This window comes from Geomonas anaerohicana (genome assembly GCF_016458305.1).
Lineage (GTDB): Bacteria > Desulfobacterota > Desulfuromonadia > Geobacterales > Geobacteraceae > Geomonas > Geomonas anaerohicana.
The window spans coordinates 217,794-239,716 of the sequence record NZ_JAEMHL010000002.1 but is presented as its reverse complement, the minus strand read 5'-3'; the positions used below and the strand labels follow the sequence as shown (position 1 = coordinate 239,716).

The window sequence follows — 21,923 nt, the reverse complement described above, 5'->3', positions numbered from 1 at the left end:
GAAGTGCGGGTCAAACCCTCTCGAATACTACCGCGACAGCCTCGCCTCCGCCGATGCAGAGGGTGGCAAGCCCGTAGCGGGCGTTGCGCCGGTGCAGTTCGCGCACCACGGTCGCCGCCAGCCTGCCGCCGCTGGCGCCGATGGGATGGCCGATGGCGCAGGCGCCGCCGTTCACGTTCACCTTTTCCGGGTCCAGGTTCAGATCCTTGATGGCGATCATGGCCACCGTGGCGAACGCTTCATTGATCTCGAAAAGGTCGATGTCTTTGGTCTTCAATCCAGCCTTGGCGCAGGCAACCTCGATGGCCCCGACCGGCGCCTCGGTGTAGCGCTCGGGATGGAGGCTGCAGGTGGCATGGGCGACGATGCGCGCCTTGGGCTTCAGGTTCAGGCGCTTGACCGCGTCGGTGCCTGCCAGCAATGAGAACGCCGCACCGTCGTTGATGGTGGAGGCGTTGGCCGCGGTTATGGTGCCGTCCTTCTTAAAGACCGGCTTCAGGGCTGGGAGCTTGCTGAAGTCGACCTTGAAGGGCTCCTCGTCCTCGGCAATCGTGACCTCACCGCCGCGCCCCTTTTTCAGCACCGGCACGATCTCGTCCTTGAAGATGCCGCCCCGGACCGCTTCCTGCGCCCGGGTGTAGGAACGGATGGTGAACTGGTCCTGGGCCTCGCGGGAAAGGGCGTGCCGTGCAGCCGCCTCTTCGGCGATGTCGCCCATGTGCCGCCCGGAGTACGGGTCTTGCAGGCCGTCGTAGATCATCAGGTCGGTGAGTTCGCCGTGCCCCATGCGGTAGCCGTAGCGCGCTTTCTTCAGGACGAAGGGGGCGAGCGACATGTTCTCCATCCCGCCGGCGATTACCACGTCGGAATCGCCCAGCATGATGGAACCTGCGCCGAGCATGATCGACTTCAAGCCGCTGCCGCAGACCTTGTTGATGGTGAGTGCGTGCGCGGTATCGGGGATGCCGGCGTAGCGCATGGCCTGGCGGGCGGGCGCCTGCCCCACCCCGGCGCCGAGCACCTGGCCGGCGATAACCTCGTCAACCTGGGCCGGGTTCAGGTCGGCCCGCTCCAGGAGCGCCTTGATCACGCCCCCCCCCAGCACGGGCGCCTCAACGTCGGACAACGAGCCGCCAAAGGAGCCAAAGGGGGTTCTCAGCGATTCCACTACGAAGACGTCTTGCATCGTTTCCCTCCCGGTGATGATGTGTTGACTAGAACTTTATCTGTCGTTTACGTTAAAGTCAAGCAAAAGTATAACAAGATTCTAAATTCGTGATTTTATTGTACCACCAGTTGCCCACCGCTGCAGCGCCGCGCGGGACAGCCATGAGCCAACAGAATATAAACGCCTGAAAGACAGGGAGTAAATCCGCTTGGCCACAAAAAAGGGGCTCGCCTTCGCGAGCCCCCACATAAAACAAAAATTGTTTTCCGTGTTTACACGCAGACGATTTCGTCCGCCAGATCCGTGATTTTCACCCCACCCTCCGGCGCCACGGCAAACGTGTTTTCGATACCTATAACACCGAGCCCGGGAAGCACGAACTTGGGTTCGATGGCGATGGTCTGGCCAGCCCGGAGCTGCGACTTGAATCCCTGGGCCAGTACCGGGAACTCGTCCAGCTCGAGCCCCACCCCGTGTCCAACGAACTTGGCATTCTCGCCGGGCGCGCCCATGAAGTTGCGCGCAAGCCCGGCGCTCTCCGCGATCTCGGCGGCCTGGGCGAAGAGGTCCTCGCACACCGCACCCGGCTTCAGGTTCTCGGCCAGGTGCTGCTGGATCCGCAGCGAGGTATCGAAAGCCTGCTTCAGTTCGGGCTCGAGCCGCCCCACCACGAACATGCGGGTCATGTCCACGATGTAGCCGTTGAATACGCCGGTGTAGTCCACCAGCACCGGGACGTTGGCCTCGATGGCATCGGTTGAGGCACCGTGGGGTGAGGCGTTGGAGAGTCCGCGCCCGGTGACCGCGCCGTCGAAGAAGCCGGGATTGCCGGCGCCCGCGCTGACCGCCAGCCCCTGGAACAACTCCTGGTTGTAGGCGCGCATGCGCACGTACCCTTCGCCCCCCGCCTTGCGCAGCCGGTATTCGAACTCGGCGGCAAGGTCCAGCTCACGCATCCCCTCTTTCAGGAAACCGGGCACCTCCTTGAAGACGCCGCAAAGCCTGGCGCCGCTTTCGCGCATCCGTTCCAGCTCCAGTTCGGACTTCACGCTCCGTAGTTCCCGGTTCAACGTGGAGACATCGACGAATTCCACGCCGGGGAGGAGCTTCGCGTAGTACTGGTACTGCTGCACCGGCGCCACGTCGAAGGTGAAGCCGATCCGCTTTGCCTGGGGCGGAAACTGTGATGCGAATTCCTTGCTGGAGGGAAAGGGGCGCGTGTCGTCGATGACGCTTTCGGCCTGGGCCCGGAAGTAGCTTTTGCGCACCATCAGGCGCGGCTTCCCTTCCGCGGGGACGAAGAGCGCCGAGTTCTGGCGCGTGCCGGAAAAGTAGTAGATGTCGATGGGGTAGATGAACAGGGCGCCGTCGAGCCCTTGTTGCCTCAGCCCCTCCTGCAGCCTTCCTATCCTTTGCTCCGATTCGGTCTTGGTCAGCATGCGCTCCCCCAGTCGTTGTGATAGGCGATCTCCGCCAGTTCCTTGCGCGGTCGGGCCTTGGGCTCCTGGTCCGGGTAGCCCAACGGCGTCACGCCGACGACCCGTATCCCCTCCGGGATGCCGAGCGACGCCTTCAGGGTCCGCTCGTCGAAGAGCCCCATCCAGCAGGTGCCAAGCCCCAGGCCGTGCGCGGCCAGGCAGATGTGCTCGAAGGCGATGGCCGTGTCGGCGACGTAGTACTCGATGCCGTTCTCGACGCCCGACTCGGCCGGGTCGGCGCAGACCACGATGGTCACCGGCGCCTGGGAGAGGGCCTTCTTGCCGGGATTGTCATCGGGGAAAGCGTCCAGCAGCGCGTTCCGCTTGCCGCCTGACGAGAGCACCAGGAAGCGCCAGCACTGCATGTTCTTCCACGACGGCGCCAGCCGCCCCGCGTCGAGCACCTGGCTCACCTTGTCCCACTCCACCGGAATGTCCCGGTACTTCCTGATGCTGCGTCTGTCGTTTATTGCTTGAAAGACATCCACGGTTTGTCCTCCTCGTTCGCTCTCGTTGTCTCTTCTGCTGCTGATTCCGGGAGCAAGTTTTCCCCCTCCCTGTCCCTCCCCCTCCGGGGGAGGGAACGTTGGGCCTCAAGACTCCTCCAACTACATGTTGCGCCGGTATTCGCCGCCCACCTCGTAGAGCGCCCTGGTGATCTGCCCCAGCGAGGCGCACTGCACCGTCTCCATCAGCTCGGCAAAGATGTTGCCGCCGGCCACCGCCGTCTCCTGGAGCCGCTTTAGGGCACGCGGGGCCTCGTCCTTGTGCCGCTCCTGGAAGGCGCGCAGGTTCCTGATCTGCTGTTCCTTCTCCTCGACGGTGGCACGGGCCAGCTCTCCGGGGATCTGGTATCCCTCCTCGCCCGCGTGCGGGTTCAAGAAGGTGTTGACGCCGATAATGGGGAGCTCGCCGGAGTGCTTGCGCGCCTCGTAGAGCATGGACTCGTCCTGGATCTTGCTGCGCTGGTACTGGGTCTCCATCGCCCCCAGCACGCCGCCGCGCTGGTCGATGCGCTCGAACTCGGCCAGTACCGCTTCCTCCACTAGGTCGGTCAACTCGTCGATGATGAAGGCCCCCTGTAGCGGGTTTTCGTTCTTGGCGAGGCCAAGCTCCTTGGTGATGATCATCTGCACCGCCATGGCCCGGCGTACCGACTCTTCCGACGGTGTGGTGACCGCCTCGTCGTAGGCGTTGGTGTGCAGCGAGTTGCAGTTGTCGTAGAGGGCCATCAGGGCCTGCAGCGTGGTGCGGATGTCGTTGAAATCCATCTCCTGGGCGTGCAGCGAACGGCCGCTGGTCTGGATGTGGTACTTGAGCTTCTGGCTGCGGTCGTTGGCGCCGTACTTCTCCCGCATCACCACCGCCCAGATGCGCCGCGCCACGCGGCCGATCACCGTGTACTCGGGGTCGAGGCCGTTGCTGAAGAAGAAGGAGAGGTTCGGCGCGAAGTCGTCGATGTTCATCCCCCGCGACAGGTAATACTCCACGTAGGTGAAGCCGTTGGAAAGCGTGAAGGCAAGCTGCGAGATGGGATTCGCCCCGGCCTCGGCGATGTGGTAGCCGCTGATGGAGACCGAGTAGTAGTTGCGCACCTGCTGCTCGATGAAGTACTGCTGGATGTCCCCCATCATCCTGAGCGCGAACTCCGTGGAGAAGATGCAGGTGTTCTGCCCCTGGTCCTCCTTGAGGATGTCGGCCTGGACGGTGCCGCGCACGGTCTGCAGGGTGCGGGCCTTAAGCTCGGCGAACTCCGCGGCCGACGGCTCGCGCCCCTGCGCGGTCTTGAACTGCGCCAGCTGCTGCCTGATGGCCGCATTGAAGAAGAAGGCCAGCATGATGGGCGCCGGGCCGTTGATGGTGATGGAGACGCTGGTCGAGGGGGCGCAGAGATCGAAGCCGGCGTAGAGCTTCTCCATGTCCTCGACGGTACAGATGGAGACCCCGCTCTCCCCGACCTTGCCGTAGATGTCGGGCGGGTAATCCGGGTCCTCGCCGTAGAGTGTCACGCTGTCGAAGGCCGTGGAGAGGCGCTTGGCGCCGTCGTCCTGGCAGAGGTAATGGAAGCGCCGGTTGGTACGCTCCGGGGTCCCCTCCCCGGCGAACTGACGCTTGGGATCCTCCTCGGCGCGCTTGAACGGGAAGACGCCCGCCGTGAAGGGGAAGAAACCGGGCAGGTTCTCCTTCATGGACCACTTGACGATCTCCCCCCAGTCCTGGTAGTCGGGGAGGCAGACCTTGGGAATCTTCGTCCCGGAGAGGGACGTGGTGTAGAGCTCGGTGCGGATCTCCTTGTCGCGCACGCGGGTGACCTGGGCGTCCTGGCGGTAGCACTCCTTGAGCGACTTCCAGCCGTCGATGATGCGCCGCGGCTCCTCCTGCAGCTTCGCGGAAAAGCTTCCGATGAGCTGCTCCAGTTCCGCGACCGTCCCCTCCCCCTTCACTTGGGCCCTGGCGCCGGAAAGCTGGAACAGTGTGCGCGCGACACCGGCCTGCTCCTCCACATCCCTGCGGTAGCCGCGCACGGCCTGCACGATCTCGCCCAGGTAGTGCACCCGGTCCGGCGGGATGATGTACTGCTTCAGGCTCTCGCGCTCGGTGACCTCCAGTCGCGAGCTCCACCCCGCGTCCTTCTTCTCGTTGACCCGGTCCAAAAGCGCCCGGTAGAGCACGTTGGTGCCGGGATCGTTGAACTGCGAGGCGATGGTGCCGTAGACCGGCAGTTCCGCATCCGGGATTTCGAAGAGGTTGCGGTTGCGGCGATACTGTTTGCGCACGTTGCGCAGCGCGTCCTCCGCCCCCTTGCGCTCGAACTTGTTGAGGGCCACCAGGTCGGCGAAGTCGAGCATGTCGATCTTCTCCAGTTGCGTCGGTGCGCCGAACTCGCAGGTCATCACGTAAAGCGACACGTCGCAGATCTCCACCACCCCGGCGTCCCCCTGCCCGATCCCGGAAGTCTCCACGATGACCAGGTCGAAGCCCGAGGCGCGCACGACGTCGAGGGCGTCGCGTATCGCAGCCGACAGCTCGGAGCGGGAATCGCGGGTGGCCAGGGAGCGCATGTAGATCCGGTCGCTGTTGATGGAGTTCATCCTGATCCGGTCGCCCAAGAGCGCCCCGCCGGTACGTTGCCGGGACGGGTCAACCGCCAGGATGGCGACGCTTTTCTCCGGGAAGTCCCTGATGAAGCGGCGCACCAGTTCGTCGGTGAGCGAGCTTTTCCCTGCCCCGCCGGTCCCGGTCACCCCGACCACCGGGACGTCGCGCCCCATGGCGCGGATCCGGTCCCGTACCGCCCCGTACCCCTCGCTTTGGTCGTGGACCGCCTGCTCGGCCAGGGTGATCAGCGTGTTGACGGCGCGGATGTCGCGCTCCTTGAGCCTCTCGATCTCCCGGTCCGTGTCGCGCTGCGGGGTGAAGTCGCACAACTCCAGCATGTGGTTGATCATCCCCTGAAGGCCCATGCGCCTGCCGTCCTCGGGGGAGAAGATCTTGCTCACGCCGTACGCCTCGATCTCGCGGACCTCCTCCGGGACGATGACGCCGCCGCCCCCTCCGAAGACCCTGATGTGGTCGGCGCCGCGCTCCCGGAGCAGGTCGCAGATGTACTTGAAGAACGGGACATGCCCCCCCTGGTAGCAGCTCACCGCGATGCCCTGGGCGTCCTCCTGGATGGCGGCGGTGACGATGGCGTCCACGGAGCGGTTGTGTCCCAGGTGGATCACCTCCGCGCCCGAGGCCTGGAGCATCCGCCGGATGATGTTGGTGGCGGCATCGTGCCCGTCGAAGAGACTGGTCGCGGTGACGAACCGGACCTTGTGTCTGGAGCGATAAGGCTCCGCAGCGGCAATGTGCATGTCGTTCCTCCTTGCGGGGTGGTCTTTACGGCTAATCGTTTTTCAAGGTGAACTCCCAGGCGCACCAGAACTCTTCGGGGTGCGGGTCGGGAGGGCAGGCGATGCAGCGGGTGGTGATGCGCGGATCGATGGTCCGGGCGAACTCGGAGTATTCGACGATCCCCACCGACTTGCAGGGGTGGTCCGCGAGTCCCTTGCGCTTCCTGGCGGACTGCACCCGGCAGTCGAGCATGCGGAACACGGCCCGGGTATCGCTCACCTCGACGCTTTCCTGGAGGTTCAAGCGGGCGTAGAAGCGGTGCTTGAGGCACTCCACCAGGGCGGGGATGCCGCCGCCGGGCTTCATGGAGAGCCGCTCCATGATGCGCTTGGCCTCGATGACGGTGAAAAGCCGCCACGCATCGGTATCGATGTCCACCGCCACGTCCATGCCGTACTTCTTTTCCAGCGACTGGAACCAGACCCCGTCGTGGGCCAGCCAGTTCTTGGCGTCGTCGACGATGATTCGGACCAGTTCCTCCTTGCTGAGCGAGTAGAGGAGTTGGATCCCCTCGTCTCCCGCCGGCGGCTCCACGGCCGCTATTTCCTGCAGGTTGTTAGCGTGTGTCACGGGTTCACCTCCTTTTCGGTTGTGCACTGAAGCTCCCACCTCCCTGTCCCCCTGAGGGGACGCCGGCTACGGCTGTACAAGGTGAGAGCGATGGGGAACTTCCCCCTCCCTGTCCCTCCCCCTCCGGGGGAGAGGACGCTTGCGCACCCGCTCCCGGAGAGGTATCGGAAACTTGCTTGGCTGGACACCGCCAGCGTGGCCCCTCCCCCCGGAGGGGGGAGGTCGGGAGGGGGGCCTGGGTAAAAGGAGCTGGTGGCCGGCTGCCTTGGGCGATGCCAGGGGCCGGTTTGGTGCCAAGAGCTAGTGGTCCGCCGCCTTGGCGATACCGATGCCGGTATTCTGGCGCACGTCGATCTCGTCGAACATCTCCTCGGCACGGCGCTCCCTGAAGAGCAGACAGCCGAAGAAGGCGGCCAGGAAACCCAGCGGCACCGAGACGATGCCGGGGTTCTTGAGCGGGAAGATCGGGGCGTCCAGCCCGACCATGGACTTGCCGTCCTTGTTCTTCACGTACTCCGTCCGCGACTTCTCCAGGGCCTGCACTTCCTTCTCGGCCAGCACCGCGCCGCCGGCCTGCTTCTTCTCCAGGGTCTCCACCACCTTCTTGGCGTCGGCAGCGATCTTCTTGGGATAGGTCATCACCGGCGAGACCATGACCAGGGCCAGCGCGGAGATGGTCCCCACCACCAGGCCGGAAACGATCCCCGCCGTGTTGAACTTGCGCCAGAACAGGGAGAACATGATCACCGGGAAGTTGCCGGAAGCGGCGACCGCGAACGCCAGTGCCACCAGGGCCACCACGTTCTCCTTCTCCGCCATGAGCCCCATCACGATGGCCGAGGTGCCCACGAAGAGCGAGGTGATGCGGGCCACCTTGACCTGCAGCTGCTGGTCGGCCTTGCCGTCCTTGATGATGTTGACGTAGACGTCGTGGGCGATGGCGGCGGAGGCCGCCAGCACCAGGCCGGAGACCACGGCGAGGATGGTCGCAAAGGCGACCGCGCAGATGAAGGCGAGGAAGATGTCGCCGCCGAGGCTACCCGCGCCGCCCCCCATGTGCTGGGCCAGGAGCAGGGTCGCCATGTTGCCCCCCTTGTCCACGGCGGAGATCGCCTGCGGGGTGAGGTAGAGCGCGGCGCCGAAGCCGATCACGCTGATCATGAAGAAGAAGCTGGAGTTGAGGAAGAGGGCCACGATGATGGACTTCCTGGCATCCTTGGCGCTCGGGACGGTGAAGAAACGCATCAGGATGTGGGGGAGGCCCGCAGCGCCCAGGGCCCAGGCGAGGCCGAGCGAGATCTGGTCCAGGGGGTTCTTCAGGAACAGACCGGGCTCCAGGAACCTCTGCCCGTAGTCGACGCCGGGCTTGGCGATGACGTCCTTCAACACGTTCATGCGCACGTGCTCCTGGATGGCGCTGTTACTCACCACGTCGGTAAAGAAGCCGACCGGGTTGAAGCCCGCCTTGATGGCGACCAGCAGACAGAGGACGGTGGTGGCGCCCATCAGCAGCGACGCCTTGATGATCTGGACCCAGGTGGTGGCCTTCATGCCGCCGAAGACGACGTAGGCGACCATGAGCGCTCCGACGCCGACCACGGAAACGCGGTACGGGATGTTCAGGAGCATCTGCATCAGCTTGCCGGCGCCCACCATCTGGGCGATCAGGTAGAAGATGGAGACCGTCACCGTCGAGAGCGCCGCGACGCCGCGCACCACCTTGGGTGAGCTCCTGAAGGAGAGGATGTCGCCCAGCGTGTACTTGCCGGCGTTGCGGCAGGGCTCGGCGATCACCAGCAGGATGGCGATGAACGAGAACATCGGTCCCACCGCGTACATGAAGCCGTCGATGCCGTAGAGCGAGATGAGGCCCGACATCCCCAGGAAGGAGGCCGCCGACATGTAGTCCCCGGCGATGGCCCAGCCGTTCTGGAAGCCGGTGATGCCGCCGCCGGCGGTGTAGAAGTCCGAGGCGGTCTGCGTCTTCTTGGCCGCCCACACCACGACCCCCATGGTGACCGCGATGATGAGCGCGAACATGCCGATGGTGATGCCGCGGTTGGGGGTGATCTTGGCCGGTGCGGCGCCCCCCTTCACCGGTGCGGTGGCGGCCTTGACGGCGACGCCTGCGGCGGGAGCCGCCGATTGGGTGGCTGCGGCTGCGGCGGGTGCGGCGGCCTGGGGAGCTGCGGCAGTGGCTGATGCAGCGGCCGGAGGTGCCTGGGCGGTGGCGGGCGCCTGGGCGCAGACGGCGGCCGCGCCGAACATCGATAGCGACAGTGCTACGGTTAAAGCGGCGATCCTCTTTTTCATACCTGGTCCCCCTCTTTGATTGATGGACGCGTCTATTGCAAGGCTTCCAAAAGCTGCTTGGTGAGTCGATCGAAGGTCTTGTTGGCGACGTGGGCGTAGTAGATCGCCACGCCGATGGCCATGACAAACTGGGACAGGATGAAGAGGTATCCGAAGTTGATGGGGCCGATGACCTTGACCCTGAAGGCCTCGGGGAAGTAGCCGGAGATGACCGGGAGCAGGAGGTAGTAGATGGTCGAGATGATCCACCAGCTGAAGAGGAAGTTCCGTTTCCTGCGCTTTAGCTCGATGAACTTGCTGTGGTTGGCGATTGCTTCCCATTGCTGTTTTTCCGACATGGCCGTCACTCCTTCTGTTAGGGTTACCAGCGTCTGGAAGCGGCGCCGCCGCTTCCGTGTCCATCCCCCCGCCTGCGCCAGGGGGGCCAAGTAGCTCCAGGAGAGGCTTGCGTGCTTCAGGGGCGGGCGTAGCCGAACCTGGCGGAGAGGAGTTCGGCGCTCAGGCGCAGCGAGGGGATGATCTCCTGCTCCAGCCGGTCCCCCAGCAGCCGGAAGGAGGGCCCGATCAGCATCAGGGCGCCCACGACCTTGCCGGCGTAGTCCCGGACCGCCACCGCCACGGTCACCACGCCGTCCCCCATGCCGCTGCACTCCACCGCGACCCCGTGCTCCCGGATCTGCTCCAGCTCGATGCGCAGCTGGGCCAGGTTCGGCTGCTCGCCCCGTCCGCCGCGCCACCTCCGGCCGATCTGCTCCAAGAGGTCCCACGAATCGATGGCGCGCATCACCTTCCCGGCGGCGTTGGCGAAAAAGGGAAAGCGCCTCCCCACCAACGGCTCCCCCCGCTCCTGGCGCAGGGGATCCACCATGTCCAGCAGCAGCACCTCGTCCCCGTTGGGGACCGCCATGTAGATCGCCTCGTTGTGGCGGCGCGCCAGGGCTTCCAGCACCGGCCGCGCGTCCTTCAGGATGGTCACCTTGAGCTCGTCGTCGTGCTCGGACAACACCGACCGGAGCACCGGCCCGAGGACACTGCTGTTGCGGACGTTCTGCAAAAGCGTCCGGGCGAGCGACCGGGCGCGGCTCTCGTCGTACTTGCCGCTCTGGACCGCACACTGCACCAGCCCCTTGTCCTCCAAAAGCGCCAACAAAAGCCGCGCCCGGTAAGGGGTGACGCCCGCCTCGCGCGCCAGCGCCGACAGGGAACACCCCTTGCCCCGGGCCGCAACTATCTCGAGCAGTTCGACCGCCTTCTGCAACTCGTCACGCGAAAGCTCACCGTTGTCACGTTCCATCGGTCCACCCTCTCCCGGCCCAGCTAGTTCCAGTTGTCGATCTTCATGGTCCCTTTTTCCGCGAGGTGCTGCTGCATCTTGAACACCTTGAAGAGCATGTGCGGCTCGTGGCCGACGTTGAGCTCGCAGCACTCGCGCCTGGCCCGTTCGAAGTACTCCTGCATCAGCGGCTTGTAGTCGGGGTGGACGCATTTGCTGATGATGGTCTTCGCACGCTCCTGGGGCGACAGCCCGCGCAGGTCGGCAAGCCCCTGCTCGGTGACCAGGACGTCCAGGTCGTGCTCGGTGTGGTCGACGTGCGGCGCCATGGGGACCACGCAGGTGATCCCGGTGGGATCGGTCTTGGAGGGGCGCGTGGACGGGGTGTGCATGATGGAGAGGTAGGCGTTTCTGAGGAAGTCGCCGGAGCCGCCGATGCCGTTGATCATGCGGGTCCCCCCCACCAGGGTGGAGTTGGCGTGCCCGTAGATGTCGAACTCGACCGGCGTGTTCATGGCGATCACCCCGAGGCGGCGGATCGGCTCCGGGTTGTTGCTGATCTGCATGGGGCGCAGCACGACCTTCTGGACGTAGAAATCCCAGTTGTCGTAGAGCCGTTTGAAGCCTTGCTCGGAGAGGGAGAGCGAGGTGGAGGAGGCGAAATCGAGTTTCCCGGAGTCGAAGAAGTCCAGCATGGTGTCCTGGATCACCTCGGTCCACACCTTGACGTTGCAGAAGGGCCCCTTGACCATGCCCCCCACCACCGCGTTGGCGATGTTGCCCACGCCCGACTGCAGCGGCAAGAGGTTCTTCGGCAGCCGCCCCGCCTTCACCTCGAACTGGAAGAAGTCGAGGATGTGTGCGGCGATCTGCTCCGAGGTCTCGTCGGGGTCGGAGAGGGCGCGCCCCTTGTCCGGCAGGCGCGACTCAACGATGGCGAGGATCTTGTCCGGGTCGCAGGGGACGTAGGGGGAGCCGATGCGGTCGTCGACCCTGCTGATCAGGTAGGGCTTTTTGTAGGGAGGACGCTCGGTCATCACGATGTCGTGGATCCCCTCGAAGGAGGGTATCGCCGTGTTGATCTCGATGATCAGCTTGTCAGAGTGCTGGATGACTTCCGTGGCGCAGCCGATGGAGCCCCCGAGGATGATGTGCCCTTCCTCGGTGATGCCGCTCGCCTCGATGAGCCCCAGGTCGAAGCCGCCCCCCCTCTCCTTGGTGTAGAACCCGTAGGCCAGGTCCTGCGCGTAGACGGAGAGGTGTTTGTCACCCATGCGTACCGTGCCGTTGTTCACCTGCTTTTGCACCACCTTGCCGGTCTGGTAGGGCCAGCGCTTGTCGGTCATCAAAAGCGAGGCCCAGCGGTCCTCGATCTCGGCCCCGATGGAAGCGCCGATGAAAAGGTTGAAACGCATCTTCCCCTGGAGGTTGTTTTTCTCCACGTAATCGGCCAGCGCCGCCGGCACCACCTTCGGGTACCCCACCGGGGTGAAGCCGGACCAGCCCAGGTCCATGCCGTTGCGGAAAAAGGGGATGGTGTCCTCGGGGCTCATGATTCTCGAATGCAGGCTCGTCTTTCTGATCCTTTTACGCAGCTCGCTCATTTCAACCCCCGTTATTTCATTAAGGTATCCAGGACCACTACCTTGACATTTCATCCACAAAACATGATGTATATTCTTCAACTTATGGCGAACCAGATTTAACAGAACGCAGGTTTGTTATCCCAAGCCATTCAAACAACGCCCCCGTTATTGGCCACCCCAGCGGTCCCGTCACTGGGCCAACCACGGCACCATTTTCACCTAATCCGCTAGACGACCATTTGACGCCAAGGGCAAATACACACCCTTGTTTGGCAGGCCACCACAGCAGAATCAGCGCTAACACCCCGAATTACAGCGCTTAAAGCATTACATCCCGTGGTGGCGCTAAAAAAATACCAACGCTTTACGTTAATGTCAACCATAAATAAAACGGAATTATACTTTATTGCGTTCATGGCTTCTCCGCACCCGGTTCCGCGCGCTTTGCCGGCCATTAGTAATGGTTGACAAAAACGGCCTCATGGCTGAAAATGTGCCAATTTTACGTAAAGGTGAAGCAAATGACGAACGTGCAGAAGGAAGGCGAGACCATCGTCTCTATCAGTGACTTGGCGAAGGAATTGGGGCTGACGACGAGGACACTGCGTTACTGGGAAGAGGTGGGGATTGTGGAATCGGTGGAGCGGCAGGACGGCGCCACCAGGGGGTACACCCCCTACTATGTCAGAAGGATAAAGTTCATCATCAAGCTCAAAGAGTTGGGGCTGACCATCAAGGAAATGCAGGATCTCTACGCCGCCTACGGAGATGCCAAGCAGACCGAGAAGATGATCCCGCGTCTCATCGAGATTCTGGACCAGCATGTGGCCAAGGTGGATGAAAAGATGGCGCAACTGGCGTCACTGAGGCAGGACATCGTGGGGTATCGGCAGAAGATGATGAAACAGTTCGCGCTCGCCAACGAAAGGGAGCAGTGACAAGCCCTGATCCCTTTCCCCACGGGAGAGGGTCAGGGTGAGGGGCCTATCCCTCCTGCAGCGTTTCCTTCAGTTTCCGGCCCAGCGACTGCAGGTCGAAAGGCTTCTGGATGAAATGCCTCCCCTCGTCCACCACGCCGCGCTGGGCCACCAGGTCTCGCGTGTATCCGGACATGAACAGCACCTTGAGACCGGGACGGAACGCCTCGATGGCATCGACCATCTCCTTGCCGTTCATCCCCGGCATCACCACATCGGTCAGGATGGCGTCGATGCGCGTCCCCCCGTCCCTGCAGATGGCGATGGCCTCGTCGGCGCCCGAGGCGTGGATCACCGTGTACCCCAGGTCCCGCAGCGCGCGCAGCGTCATCTTGCGCACCAGGGGATCGTCTTCAACCAGCAGGATGGTTCCCGATCCGACCAGGGCGGCTTCAACCGCCGCGCCCTCCCCGACCGCAGCGGCGCCGGCGCACCTGGGGAAGTTGATCTGGAAGATGGTCCCCTGCCCCGGCTCGCTGTACACGTTGATGAAGCCGTTATGCTGCCGCACGATGCCGTAGACGGTTGCCAGCCCGAGCCCCGTCCCCTTCCCCACGTCCTTGGTAGTGAAGAAAGGCTCGAAGATGCGGTCCAGGGTGTCGCGGTCCATGCCGCAACCGGTATCGCTCACGGAAAGCTGGACGTAGTCGCCGGGCGAGGCATCGAGGTGGTACTGGCTGTAGCTCTTGTCCACCGTGACGTTGGCAGTCGCCACGGTAAGCAACCCGCCGTTCTCCATCGCGTCCCGTGCGTTCACCGCCAGGTTGACCAGGATCTGGTCCAACTGCGTAACATCGGCATTGACCGGCCAGAGGTCCGGGGCGGGGTGGAAGGTCATCTTGATGTCCTCCCCGATCAGCCGTCCCAGCGTTTTCTGCATCTCGGCGAAGTGCTCGTTCAGGTTCACCTCCCGCGGCGCGATCACCTCGTTGCGTGAGAAGGCCAGCAGCTGGCGCGTGATGTCGCTGGAGCGCTTGGCGGCATGGATGATCTGGTCCAGGTCCTGCCACAGCGGACTCCCCTCCTCTGCCTCGCGCAGCGCCAGCTGCGCGCAGCCGAGGATCACGCTCAGCATGTTGTTGAAGTCGTGCGCCACCCCGCCCGCCAGGCGCCCGATGGACTCCATCTTCTGCGACTGGAACAGCTGGGCTTCCAAGAGCTTGCGCTCGGTAATGTCCTCCTTGACCGCCAGGTAGTGGGTGATGACGCCGTTTCTGTCCCTGATGGGCGAAACGGTGGCGTGCTCGGAGAAAAGCTCCCCGTTCTTCTTCTTGGTGAGGAATTCCCCCTCCCACACCTTGCCGCCGGCAATGGTCTGCCACAGTTTCCGGGACTCTTCCGGGTCCGACTTGCCCGACTTCAAAAAGCGCGGGTTGCGGCCGGTGACCTCCTCCAGCGTGTACCCCGTCAGCTGGACGAACTTCGGGTTGACGAACTCGATGCGCCCGGAGGTGTCAGTGATGACGATGGATACCGGGCTTTGTTCGACCACCTGGGAGAGCTTGCGCAGGGAATCCTCGTCCCGCTTGCGCTCGGTGATGTCCTGCATGATGCCGTCGATGTGGGCCAGGACGCCGCGGTCGTCGAAGGTGGGACGCGTGCTCAGGTTGACCCAGATCCTGGTGCCGTCGCTGCGGTAGAACTCCACCTCGAAGTTCTTCACGTTCTGCCGCTGGTTCATCATGGCGTACAGCTCGTCGCGCCGCTTGGGGTCGACGTAGAGCTGCGGCCCGATGTCCACCACGTTTTCCAGCACCTCCTCCGGGGTCTGGTAACCGAGGATGGCGGCGGTGGCGAAGTTGCAGCTGAGAAACCTCCCCTCCGGGGTGGTCTGGAAGATCCCCTCCATGGCGTTTTCGAAGATGCCGCGGTACTTGGCCTCGGCGAGACGCTCCTGCTCCAGGGCCTTCTTCATGCCGGCGTAGTGGATCAGGTTCTCGATGGCGGAGGAGAGCAGCCCCGCCAGGTTGCCGATGCCGAACAGGGCCTCCTCGCTGTCGCTGACCCTGCGGTTGAACTCGGCATTCTCCTCGGAGTTGCCCACCGCGATCAGGGCGGCGGGATCGGAGGGATTGCCCAGGGGGCACAGGATGTACTCGTTCATCAGCAACTTGGCGCGGTACTCGGAGAGCGCGTGCTGGCGGGAACCCTCGGTGCAGATGCGGTCCTCGCCGCTGAAAAGCGGTGCCAGGAAGGGGGCCTTCCTGGCAATGGACAGGGAGGAGACGGCGCCTTCCTCGTCGGATTCGTAATAGCCGTCCCAGGCACAGACCGCGTAGGCGGCGCCGTCGTCGGACCTCTGGAAGATGAGCACCCGTTCGTAGTTGAGGCTGTTGATGACGTAGCCGGTGGCCAGTGCGAAGATGGCCGAGAGTTCGCCGCAGGTGGAGAGCTTGCGGCTCAGGTCGTAGAGCCCGCTGTACTCCTTGACCTGGGCGTCCAGCTGCTCCTGGTAGTCGTAGAGCCTGCTCTCGGCCTTGACCAGCCTCTTCACCTGTTCGGAGAGGATCTCGTTCTCGCGGCGCAGCTTCTCCAGCTCGGCTGCCGGCACCATGTCTTTTCCGGTCTCGTTCATACCCGCTTTCAGCTTCAGTACACCACGGTAACTACTGAGGTGAAGTTGTGGAAACAGTTGTACTTGCGGATCGGCCCGATCTCGCCGTAGGTGTAAAAGCCGAGCCAGGGCACGTTCTCCCCCAGGTCGCGCTGCAGGGATTGCACCAGGTCCATGCGCTCCTGCTCCTTGAACACCACCCTGCCCCGCCCCATGCATTCGAACTGCAGCACGAATTTCGGCCGGTCGCCGCAGAGCTGCTCCTTGATCTGGCGCGGTATCGAGCGCAGGCCGTTCATCATCAGTTCCTTGTCGCGCCGCACGATCCAGAGCTCGGTACCCTCGGCGACGTCGGACTGGATGGTGACTGAGCCCTCGCGGTCGTCCTTGTCGGTTATGTAGCGGATGAAGTACTCCTCGTACCCCTGGCGCAGGTGTTCCGGCGTCTTGAACCCCAGGCAGAGGTTGAGGGTCGCCTTGTTCCACTTGATGGCCCACTCCTCGTCCAGGTACTCCTTGAGCACCTCAAGGGCCGACACCCCGTCGATCTCGTAGATGATGTTCCCCTTGCTGCGGGTGATGGTCCGCTTGGTGCCCACCGGGACGCAACCGTGGTTGATCCCCCAGGCGACCTGCCCCTTGCCGGACATGACCACGCAGCAGGCCCCGTCACTGAGCACCTGGTCGTCGTGGTACTGGTAGGTCTTGCGCGAGGCCCAGTTGTCTGCCGCCAGCCCGCCGAAGATGGGGAGCCGGGCGGACGGGGCCAGTACCCCCTCGAAGGCCGCCACGAAGGGATCGAAATCGAAGCCGAGCCCGTCCGCCAGCAGGAAGAAGGCGCGGCTGTCCGACGCCACCAGCGGTGCGATTCTCTCCGCCAGCCGCCGCCCGGCGATATCGCCCCCCTCCCCGATCCCCGATATGGAGGCGGTGGCAAAACGCAGCTCGTCCGAGGCGATCACCATGATCCCGACGGCGAAATTGGACTCGGCGACATCCTGCTGCGCGATGATCCCTTCGCCGGAGCAGCCGCACAGCGGTGCGCCGGCGGTCGCCTCGCGTACCGCGTCGATCAGGCGCTGCTGGTGGTACCCGACCGTGGCGAAGACCATGACGAAGTCGGGCTTGGTCACCCCCGCCTGTTCCAGTGCGCTGCGGGCCGCCTCGTGCCCCGCCTCCACCGGGTTCTTGCGCATGCTGAACCCTATTCCTACCGACGTCCCCATCTCATCCTCCGACCGCTGGGGTTAAAACCCAAAAACTCTGTTAGAACTGGTGCCCCACTCCAAGGTGCAGCGCCACGTCCGGCGAGGCGCCGACGGTGACGTCCTCGGAGAGGGCGATATCCAGGGTGGTGCGCGGCGAGAACGCGACGGTTCCGCCGAAGATGACCTGCATGGCCCCGGAGCTCAACTCCGAGAAAGCGCTGTCCCTGAAAAAAGCGCTGTGCCCGGAGAGTTGCGCCTTCAAGGCGAAGCTGTCGGCCGGGGACCAGCCCAGGCCCAGGGTGCCGAAGCCGGCCAGGTTTTTGTGCTGTTGCTTCAGCACCTGCCCGTCCGTCATGGCCAGTCCGCCTGCCGCCGCGAACACCGTGGCATGCCCCCATCGGCCCGGCAGGGCGTAATCGCTGCTGCCGGTGAGCCACAAGGCAAGATCGGTGCTGCCGCTGCCGGTCAAGCGGGAACTGCTCCCCGTGGGGAGTTTCAGGCTTGTCCGCAGCGCCAGGGCGACCGGATTGGCGCCGCCGTCGTGGTAGAGCTGCCATCCCCCGTTTAGGCGCACATCCCCGAGGCCGATGCCGTCGCGGTCCATGTCCAGGCGCTGCCGTCCGTCCTTCGCGTACTCGAAGCGGAGCTGCCCCTTGGGGGCGCCCGGTCTTTGCCCTTGCGGCAGCCCGAAGAACTCGTGCCAGTCCTCGATGAAGCCGTCGAAGATGCCGCCGTTGTAGGCGACCAGCGGGAGGTCCATCCCCAACTCCCCCCTTTGCGCGACACCGTAGCGCAGCGCAAGGGTGATCCGTTCGCCCTCGCCGTCCACAAGGAGCGACTCCCGGGCCGATTCCCGCTTCAGGTAGCTGTTGGCCACATCCAGGGCCACAAGCGTCCATGCCTTCCCCGGCTGCTGCACGACCGCGCTTTCCGCAGCCGGGAGCCCGTAGATCTGGACCAGGGGACTTTGGTTAAAGGTATAAAAAGGGGTAACCGCCAGCGACTCCGCCTGACAGGGACGCCCCCAAACTGCAAGCAGCAGCACCACCGCAGCTGAGACTCTCTTAATCGGGAATCGCATCGTCATTGAAAAGGCCAGGGGTGTCATAGTGGGTCCGGTAGACTGGTAGATGTACGCGGTTCAACAGATGGTACATGAGGTTGGAGATAATGGCAAACAAAGCTGAAGCTAGGCAGCTTCAATGTCACAGGAAGAGCCTTTCCGTCAGTCGTCCTGCGCACTCCTAAGAGTCACGAACCGGCCAGGAAAAGGCGGCACGAAAAAAGGCTGTCCGCTGCCGGACAGCCCCTCCCGACGTTACCGGGCTCAACGCCCGGGGTTAGTGATACTGTTCCCTTTCCTCAATATTTGAAGATAACTCCGACACTTTTTCTTCCGCGTACTCGCGCCCTCTGCGCAGGTTCCGGTTCAGCTTGTCCTGGGCCTCCGCCGTCAGCCCTTTCATCTTGGCGATGGCATCACCGGTCACGTCGGATACTTTCTCTCTCATCTCATGCCCTGTCTTGGGGGCGTAGAGCAGGGCAAGCCCGGCGCCTACCAGTGCCCCTGCCGAAAAGCTCACTACCTCAGCCGTGGTGCTCGCGTGTCTTCTCATGACGTCCTCCTTTGCTGCGTTCGCTACACTCTGCGGCCCTTGTGGGTGTACCAGTAGTTCCCCAGAGCAGCTCCGATCGTTGTCGCCAGCCCGCGCCACGCGACTTTTTTACCTTCCCTAGGGGTGCCGCTTTTTTCCGAGGCCCGCTTGCCTCCCAGGAACGCCTTGGCTGCGGTCGCTGCCAGGGTCAAACCCGATACCGGCACCTTCTCGCGCCCTTTCCCGCCGCCAAACTTACGCATCAGCAGCCACATCGCACTGGCACCGGCCGCCCGTGCCACTGCCGGAGCAGGATGCGGTACCTCTACCACATGCTTTCTGATCCTTGCGCGTTTCATCCTGTCGCGCACCCGCCTGTTCCCCAACAGCATCAGCAGCGCGCTCCCTCCGACCAGCGAGGCCTGCACCGAGGTCCGCTCGGCCAGTGCGAGGGCTTTGGCGATGGTCTGCCAGGCGAACAGTTTCGCCTTCCGCATCCCCCGCCGCTTCAGGTACTGCGGGGAAAGTCTCTGCTCGAGGCTCTGCACCGTTTGGGTTATATCGCTTTCCGTGTGCCGGATTTGTTCGCGAATCCTCTCCGGCGACTGCTGGTCAACTTTAACGTTTTCGCCCATTGTACTGCCTCCTTCAAAGCCCCCACCGTCTGTTCGGGCTTCGCGTCCATCTCCTTCACGTCCTTACCGCCTTTGAGGACCAGGACCGCTCCGATGGCAATCAGGCCGAGGGCCACCACCAGTGCTGCGCCCCACGCCGGCATGACGGTCGCCAGCCCCAGAACGATGGCCGCCAGCAGCACGAGGAACCCGGTATAGAGCAGTACCCCGCCCACCCCGATGGCGGCGCCGTCCTTGGCCAGGGCGATCAGCTTCTCTTTCATCTCCGCCGTGAAAAGGTCCAGTTCCTGTCGGAAAAGTGCTCGCACCTCCCCGGTCAGTTCGGATACCAGTTCTCCAATAGTCTTTTCACCTTTATCCGCCATGGCAGCCTCCTTTCGCCGCTGGAAGATCTGCAGTTTTTCCAACCAGTATTGGTACAGATTAATGTTAAGGAATTTGCATTTTTATTGCAAGACCATTGGCGGGAGCTGCGCCAGTGCGGGAACCGGGGCAATGCATGCTGCACAGCCGGGCGCAGTTGCGCCCCCTCCCCTCCGGATGCAGGGGGCAGCTGCTCCTCCACTGGCGGGGGCGATAAGCCATGGAAAAACGGCGCTGACTGTGGTACTGTCGCACCCCTCCGACCGTATACACAATTTACTGGAATATTTTTTTCGTTTGGCACACAATTAGAAAAACTCAATCAGCACTGCTGTCACAACTTTAATTGCAATGTAAGGAGAAGGAGCGTGTCATGAGTACCAAAAAAGAGTTAACAGCCTATACTCCTGATGAACTGAGGGAGCTGTATAAGGAGGATCCCGCCCTTTTCGACGAACTGTCGGCCGAGGCGTTGCAGAAGGCGTGCGTGGCGAGAACCCCGGAAAAGAGCCTGAAACTCCAGCAGATGCAGTGGTCGATGACCATGCAGATGCGCAAGGCAAGCAGCAACCTCGGCAGGATGCACATCATGGAGAACATCTTTTACACCCAGGTTTACGGCAAGGGGGGGCAACTGGAGCGACTGGTGGACAACTGCAACTCCCTTTTGCGCGCCATCGGCAAGAAGCAGCAGATCATGGGGAAGGAAGAGGAGACCATCAAGCTACGCAGGGTGTAACGGTGCACACGTAGCGTGGCGGACCGCCTTTTAACGAAAAGGAGCCGTAAGAGCCCGACAATGTCGGCTCCCACGGCTCCTTTTTTTTGTTGGCACTATTTTCCTGGTTCCCAAGCTCCAGCTTGGGAACCCCATATGGCGCAAAGCTCCAGCTTTGTATCCGGGAAGCTGGAGCTTCGAGAGGATTTGCGTTCCCAAGGCGGACCTTGGGAACGGGATCAAAATCAAATCCCCCCTGCCCCCTTGCCGTCTACCTTCCGCCGCAGCAGTCGGCGAAGAAGGCATCGAGCCCGGCAATCCACTCCTTCCTGGTCTCCTCCGCTACGAAGCTCGCCTCGAAACTGTTGCGCGCCAACAGGTACGCCTCCCGCGCCCCCAGTTCCGGCAGCGCGTCGAAGGTGGCCGTGAAGTTCCGGTTCAGGTAGCCGCCGAAGTAGGCGGGATCATCGGAGTTGATGGTGGCGACGACGCCCGCGGCCAGGAGCCTGGCGAGGTTGTGATGCCCAAGTTCCGGGAACACCGCCAGTTTCACGTTGGACAGCGGGCACACCGTCAGCGCGATCCGCTGCGCCGCGAGACGGGCCACCAGCTGCGGGTCCTCGAGGCAGCGCACGCCGTGATCGATCCGTTCCGCCTGCAAAAGGTCCAGGGCATCGCTTATGTACGAAGCCGGCCCCTCCTCCCCGGCGTGGGCCACCAGCCTAAGCCCCAGTTCCCGGCAGCGCGCAAAGAGTGCGGCGAACTTCTCCGGCGGGTTGCCGCGCTCACCGCTGTCCAGACCGACGCCGATGAACTTGTCCCGAAACGGCAACGCCTCTTCCAGGGTGGCGAAGGCATCCGCCTCGCTTAGGTGACGCAGGAAACAAAGGATGAGGGAGGCGGAGAGCCCCAGCTCCTCGCGTCCGCGCCGGACGGCACGGTCCAGGCCGTTGATCACCGTCGCGAAGGGAACGCCCCTGGCGGTATGGGTCTGGGGATCGAAGAAGATCTCGGCGTGGATCACGTTGTCGGCCTTGGCCCGGTTCAGGTAACTCCAGGCCATGTCGAAGAAGTCGTCCTCGGTCTGCAGCACACCGGCGCCGGCATAGTAGATGTCGAGAAAACTCTGCAAGTCGGTGAAGGCGTAGGCCGCGCGCAGCGCCTCGATGGACGGATAGGCGAGCTCGATGCCGTTTTTGCGGGCCAGGGCGAAGATAAGCTCCGGCTCCAGGGACCCTTCGATGTGGATATGCAGTTCCGCCTTGGGCATGCGGCACAGGATGCCGGCCAGCTCCTGGCGCGGGATGGATTCCAGGTTCATACTCTGCTCCGGTAGTGGTTCGGTTATGCGCCGGCAGGCGCGGACCAGGGATACTGCCACAACTGTACCCTCACGACAAACACCTTTCACGGCTGATTCAATTATAAAAGATCAACGGGCTGTGTCAGCAACGACAACACGATCCCGTTGCGGCGCGCCTGAGCACCCACCGTCTCGCCTCAGTCCATTGCCCTTTGACATGGATTTTAAACTATAATAAATTGCGCCGAAGACGGATCATCCGTGGCGGCGGGGAAAAGCATGCGC

The 21,923-nt window shown here is 63.3% G+C and carries 18 protein-coding genes; 2 read left to right on the top strand and 16 right to left on the bottom strand.

From position 1 onward, the window contains the following. Window positions 1-10: 10 nt before the first annotated feature. From JFN91_RS04395 to JFN91_RS04355, 9 genes are all read right to left on the bottom strand, one after another. Entirely contained in the window at window positions 11-1,186 is a 1,176-nt protein-coding gene (locus JFN91_RS04395; protein ID WP_199387986.1) for a thiolase family protein, read from the bottom strand. 254 nt (window positions 1,187-1,440) lie between these two features. Then, the gene (locus JFN91_RS04390; RefSeq protein WP_199387985.1) at window positions 1,441-2,607 is read right to left on the bottom strand and encodes a M24 family metallopeptidase; all 1,167 of its coding nucleotides are present in this window, start codon (window positions 2,605-2,607) and stop codon (window positions 1,441-1,443) included. Then, window positions 2,601-3,134, bottom strand: a complete 534-nt coding sequence (locus JFN91_RS04385) for a nitroreductase family protein (RefSeq protein ID WP_199387984.1) — start codon at window positions 3,132-3,134, stop codon at window positions 2,601-2,603. Before JFN91_RS04385 ends, JFN91_RS04390 begins: the two co-directional genes overlap by 7 nt. A 120-nt stretch (window positions 3,135-3,254) precedes the next feature. Further along, a complete protein-coding gene (gene icmF, locus JFN91_RS04380; RefSeq protein ID WP_199387983.1) occupies window positions 3,255-6,503 on the bottom strand; it encodes a fused isobutyryl-CoA mutase/GTPase IcmF in 3,249 nt (1,082 codons plus the stop codon). 31 nt (window positions 6,504-6,534) lie between these two features. Next, window positions 6,535-7,113: a DUF6125 family protein gene (locus JFN91_RS04375; protein WP_199387982.1), complete on the bottom strand. Its 579-nt coding sequence runs from the start codon at window positions 7,111-7,113 to the stop codon at window positions 6,535-6,537. A 300-nt stretch (window positions 7,114-7,413) separates the two neighbouring features. Continuing rightward, window positions 7,414-9,426 carry a solute symporter family protein gene (locus JFN91_RS04370; RefSeq protein WP_199387981.1) on the bottom strand — a complete coding sequence of 671 codons (2,013 nt, stop codon included), beginning with the start codon at window positions 9,424-9,426 and terminating at the stop codon, window positions 7,414-7,416. Between the two features lie 32 nt (window positions 9,427-9,458). Beyond that, window positions 9,459-9,764 (bottom strand): DUF485 domain-containing protein, encoded by a 306-nt coding sequence (locus tag JFN91_RS04365; RefSeq protein WP_183346839.1) that lies wholly within the window; start codon window positions 9,762-9,764, stop codon window positions 9,459-9,461. A gap of 116 nt (window positions 9,765-9,880) precedes the next feature. Further along, entirely contained in the window at window positions 9,881-10,720 is an 840-nt protein-coding gene (locus tag JFN91_RS04360; protein WP_199387980.1) for an IclR family transcriptional regulator, read from the bottom strand. Window positions 10,721-10,743: 23 nt separating this feature from the next. After that, window positions 10,744-12,303 (bottom strand): acetyl-CoA hydrolase/transferase C-terminal domain-containing protein, encoded by a 1,560-nt coding sequence (locus JFN91_RS04355; protein ID WP_199387979.1) that lies wholly within the window; start codon window positions 12,301-12,303, stop codon window positions 10,744-10,746. 503 nt (window positions 12,304-12,806) lie between these two features. Here JFN91_RS04355 and JFN91_RS04350 point away from each other — a divergent pair. Further along, complete coding sequence (locus tag JFN91_RS04350) at window positions 12,807-13,223, top strand: MerR family transcriptional regulator (protein ID WP_199387978.1); 417 nt, start codon at window positions 12,807-12,809, stop codon at window positions 13,221-13,223. A gap of 46 nt (window positions 13,224-13,269) precedes the next feature. Here the strand turns inward: JFN91_RS04350 and JFN91_RS04345 are convergent, their stop codons facing one another. From JFN91_RS04345 to JFN91_RS04320, 6 genes are all read right to left on the bottom strand, one after another. Next, a complete protein-coding gene (locus JFN91_RS04345; RefSeq protein ID WP_199387977.1) occupies window positions 13,270-15,837 on the bottom strand; it encodes a hybrid sensor histidine kinase/response regulator in 2,568 nt (855 codons plus the stop codon). 14 nt (window positions 15,838-15,851) lie between these two features. Continuing rightward, window positions 15,852-17,042, bottom strand: a complete 1,191-nt coding sequence (locus JFN91_RS04340) for an FIST signal transduction protein (protein ID WP_199387976.1) — start codon at window positions 17,040-17,042, stop codon at window positions 15,852-15,854. 40 nt (window positions 17,043-17,082) lie between these two features. After that, window positions 17,083-18,105, bottom strand: a complete 1,023-nt coding sequence (locus tag JFN91_RS04335) for a DUF3187 family protein (RefSeq protein WP_199388362.1) — start codon at window positions 18,103-18,105, stop codon at window positions 17,083-17,085. Window positions 18,106-18,364: 259 nt separating this feature from the next. After that, the gene (locus JFN91_RS04330) at window positions 18,365-18,640 is read right to left on the bottom strand and encodes a YtxH domain-containing protein (protein WP_183346845.1); all 276 of its coding nucleotides are present in this window, start codon (window positions 18,638-18,640) and stop codon (window positions 18,365-18,367) included. A gap of 23 nt (window positions 18,641-18,663) precedes the next feature. Next, a complete protein-coding gene (locus JFN91_RS04325; RefSeq protein WP_199387975.1) occupies window positions 18,664-19,254 on the bottom strand; it encodes a DUF3618 domain-containing protein in 591 nt (196 codons plus the stop codon). Continuing rightward, window positions 19,176-19,619 carry a phage holin family protein gene (locus JFN91_RS04320; protein ID WP_199387974.1) on the bottom strand — a complete coding sequence of 148 codons (444 nt, stop codon included), beginning with the start codon at window positions 19,617-19,619 and terminating at the stop codon, window positions 19,176-19,178. The genes JFN91_RS04325 and JFN91_RS04320 overlap by 79 nt, the downstream gene beginning before the upstream one ends. A 371-nt stretch (window positions 19,620-19,990) precedes the next feature. Here JFN91_RS04320 and JFN91_RS04315 point away from each other — a divergent pair, with 371 nt between their 5' ends. Further along, the gene (locus tag JFN91_RS04315) at window positions 19,991-20,356 is read left to right on the top strand and encodes a DUF3135 domain-containing protein (protein WP_199387973.1); all 366 of its coding nucleotides are present in this window, start codon (window positions 19,991-19,993) and stop codon (window positions 20,354-20,356) included. A gap of 250 nt (window positions 20,357-20,606) precedes the next feature. Here the strand turns inward: JFN91_RS04315 and JFN91_RS04310 are convergent, their stop codons facing one another. Further along, on the bottom strand, window positions 20,607-21,656 hold the full coding sequence (locus JFN91_RS04310; RefSeq protein WP_199387972.1) for an adenosine deaminase: 1,050 nt from the start codon (window positions 21,654-21,656) through the stop codon (window positions 20,607-20,609). Window positions 21,657-21,923: the final 267 nt, after the last annotated feature.

What these genes read in the sequence shown, in the direction of transcription:
- JFN91_RS04395 (WP_199387986.1), bottom strand. Translation starts at nt 1,186, where the DNA reads ATGCAAGACGTCTTCGTAGTGGAATCGCTGAGAACCCCCTTTGGCTCC.
- JFN91_RS04310 (WP_199387972.1), bottom strand. Translation starts at nt 21,656, where the DNA reads ATGAACCTGGAATCCATCCCGCGCCAGGAGCTGGCCGGCATCCTGTGC.
- JFN91_RS04330 (WP_183346845.1), bottom strand. Translation starts at nt 18,640, where the DNA reads ATGAGAAGACACGCGAGCACCACGGCTGAGGTAGTGAGCTTTTCGGCA.
- icmF (WP_199387983.1), bottom strand. Translation starts at nt 6,503, where the DNA reads ATGCACATTGCCGCTGCGGAGCCTTATCGCTCCAGACACAAGGTCCGG.
- JFN91_RS04340 (WP_199387976.1), bottom strand. Translation starts at nt 17,042, where the DNA reads ATGGGGACGTCGGTAGGAATAGGGTTCAGCATGCGCAAGAACCCGGTG.
- JFN91_RS04360 (WP_199387980.1), bottom strand. Translation starts at nt 10,720, where the DNA reads ATGGAACGTGACAACGGTGAGCTTTCGCGTGACGAGTTGCAGAAGGCG.
- JFN91_RS04355 (WP_199387979.1), bottom strand. Translation starts at nt 12,303, where the DNA reads ATGAGCGAGCTGCGTAAAAGGATCAGAAAGACGAGCCTGCATTCGAGA.
- JFN91_RS04370 (WP_199387981.1), bottom strand. Translation starts at nt 9,426, where the DNA reads ATGAAAAAGAGGATCGCCGCTTTAACCGTAGCACTGTCGCTATCGATG.
- JFN91_RS04325 (WP_199387975.1), bottom strand. Translation starts at nt 19,254, where the DNA reads ATGGGCGAAAACGTTAAAGTTGACCAGCAGTCGCCGGAGAGGATTCGC.
- JFN91_RS04350 (WP_199387978.1), top strand. Translation starts at nt 12,807, where the DNA reads ATGACGAACGTGCAGAAGGAAGGCGAGACCATCGTCTCTATCAGTGAC.
- JFN91_RS04365 (WP_183346839.1), bottom strand. Translation starts at nt 9,764, where the DNA reads ATGTCGGAAAAACAGCAATGGGAAGCAATCGCCAACCACAGCAAGTTC.
- JFN91_RS04315 (WP_199387973.1), top strand. Translation starts at nt 19,991, where the DNA reads ATGAGTACCAAAAAAGAGTTAACAGCCTATACTCCTGATGAACTGAGG.
- JFN91_RS04335 (WP_199388362.1), bottom strand. Translation starts at nt 18,105, where the DNA reads ATGCGATTCCCGATTAAGAGAGTCTCAGCTGCGGTGGTGCTGCTGCTT.
- JFN91_RS04390 (WP_199387985.1), bottom strand. Translation starts at nt 2,607, where the DNA reads ATGCTGACCAAGACCGAATCGGAGCAAAGGATAGGAAGGCTGCAGGAG.
- JFN91_RS04320 (WP_199387974.1), bottom strand. Translation starts at nt 19,619, where the DNA reads ATGGCGGATAAAGGTGAAAAGACTATTGGAGAACTGGTATCCGAACTG.
- JFN91_RS04345 (WP_199387977.1), bottom strand. Translation starts at nt 15,837, where the DNA reads ATGAACGAGACCGGAAAAGACATGGTGCCGGCAGCCGAGCTGGAGAAG.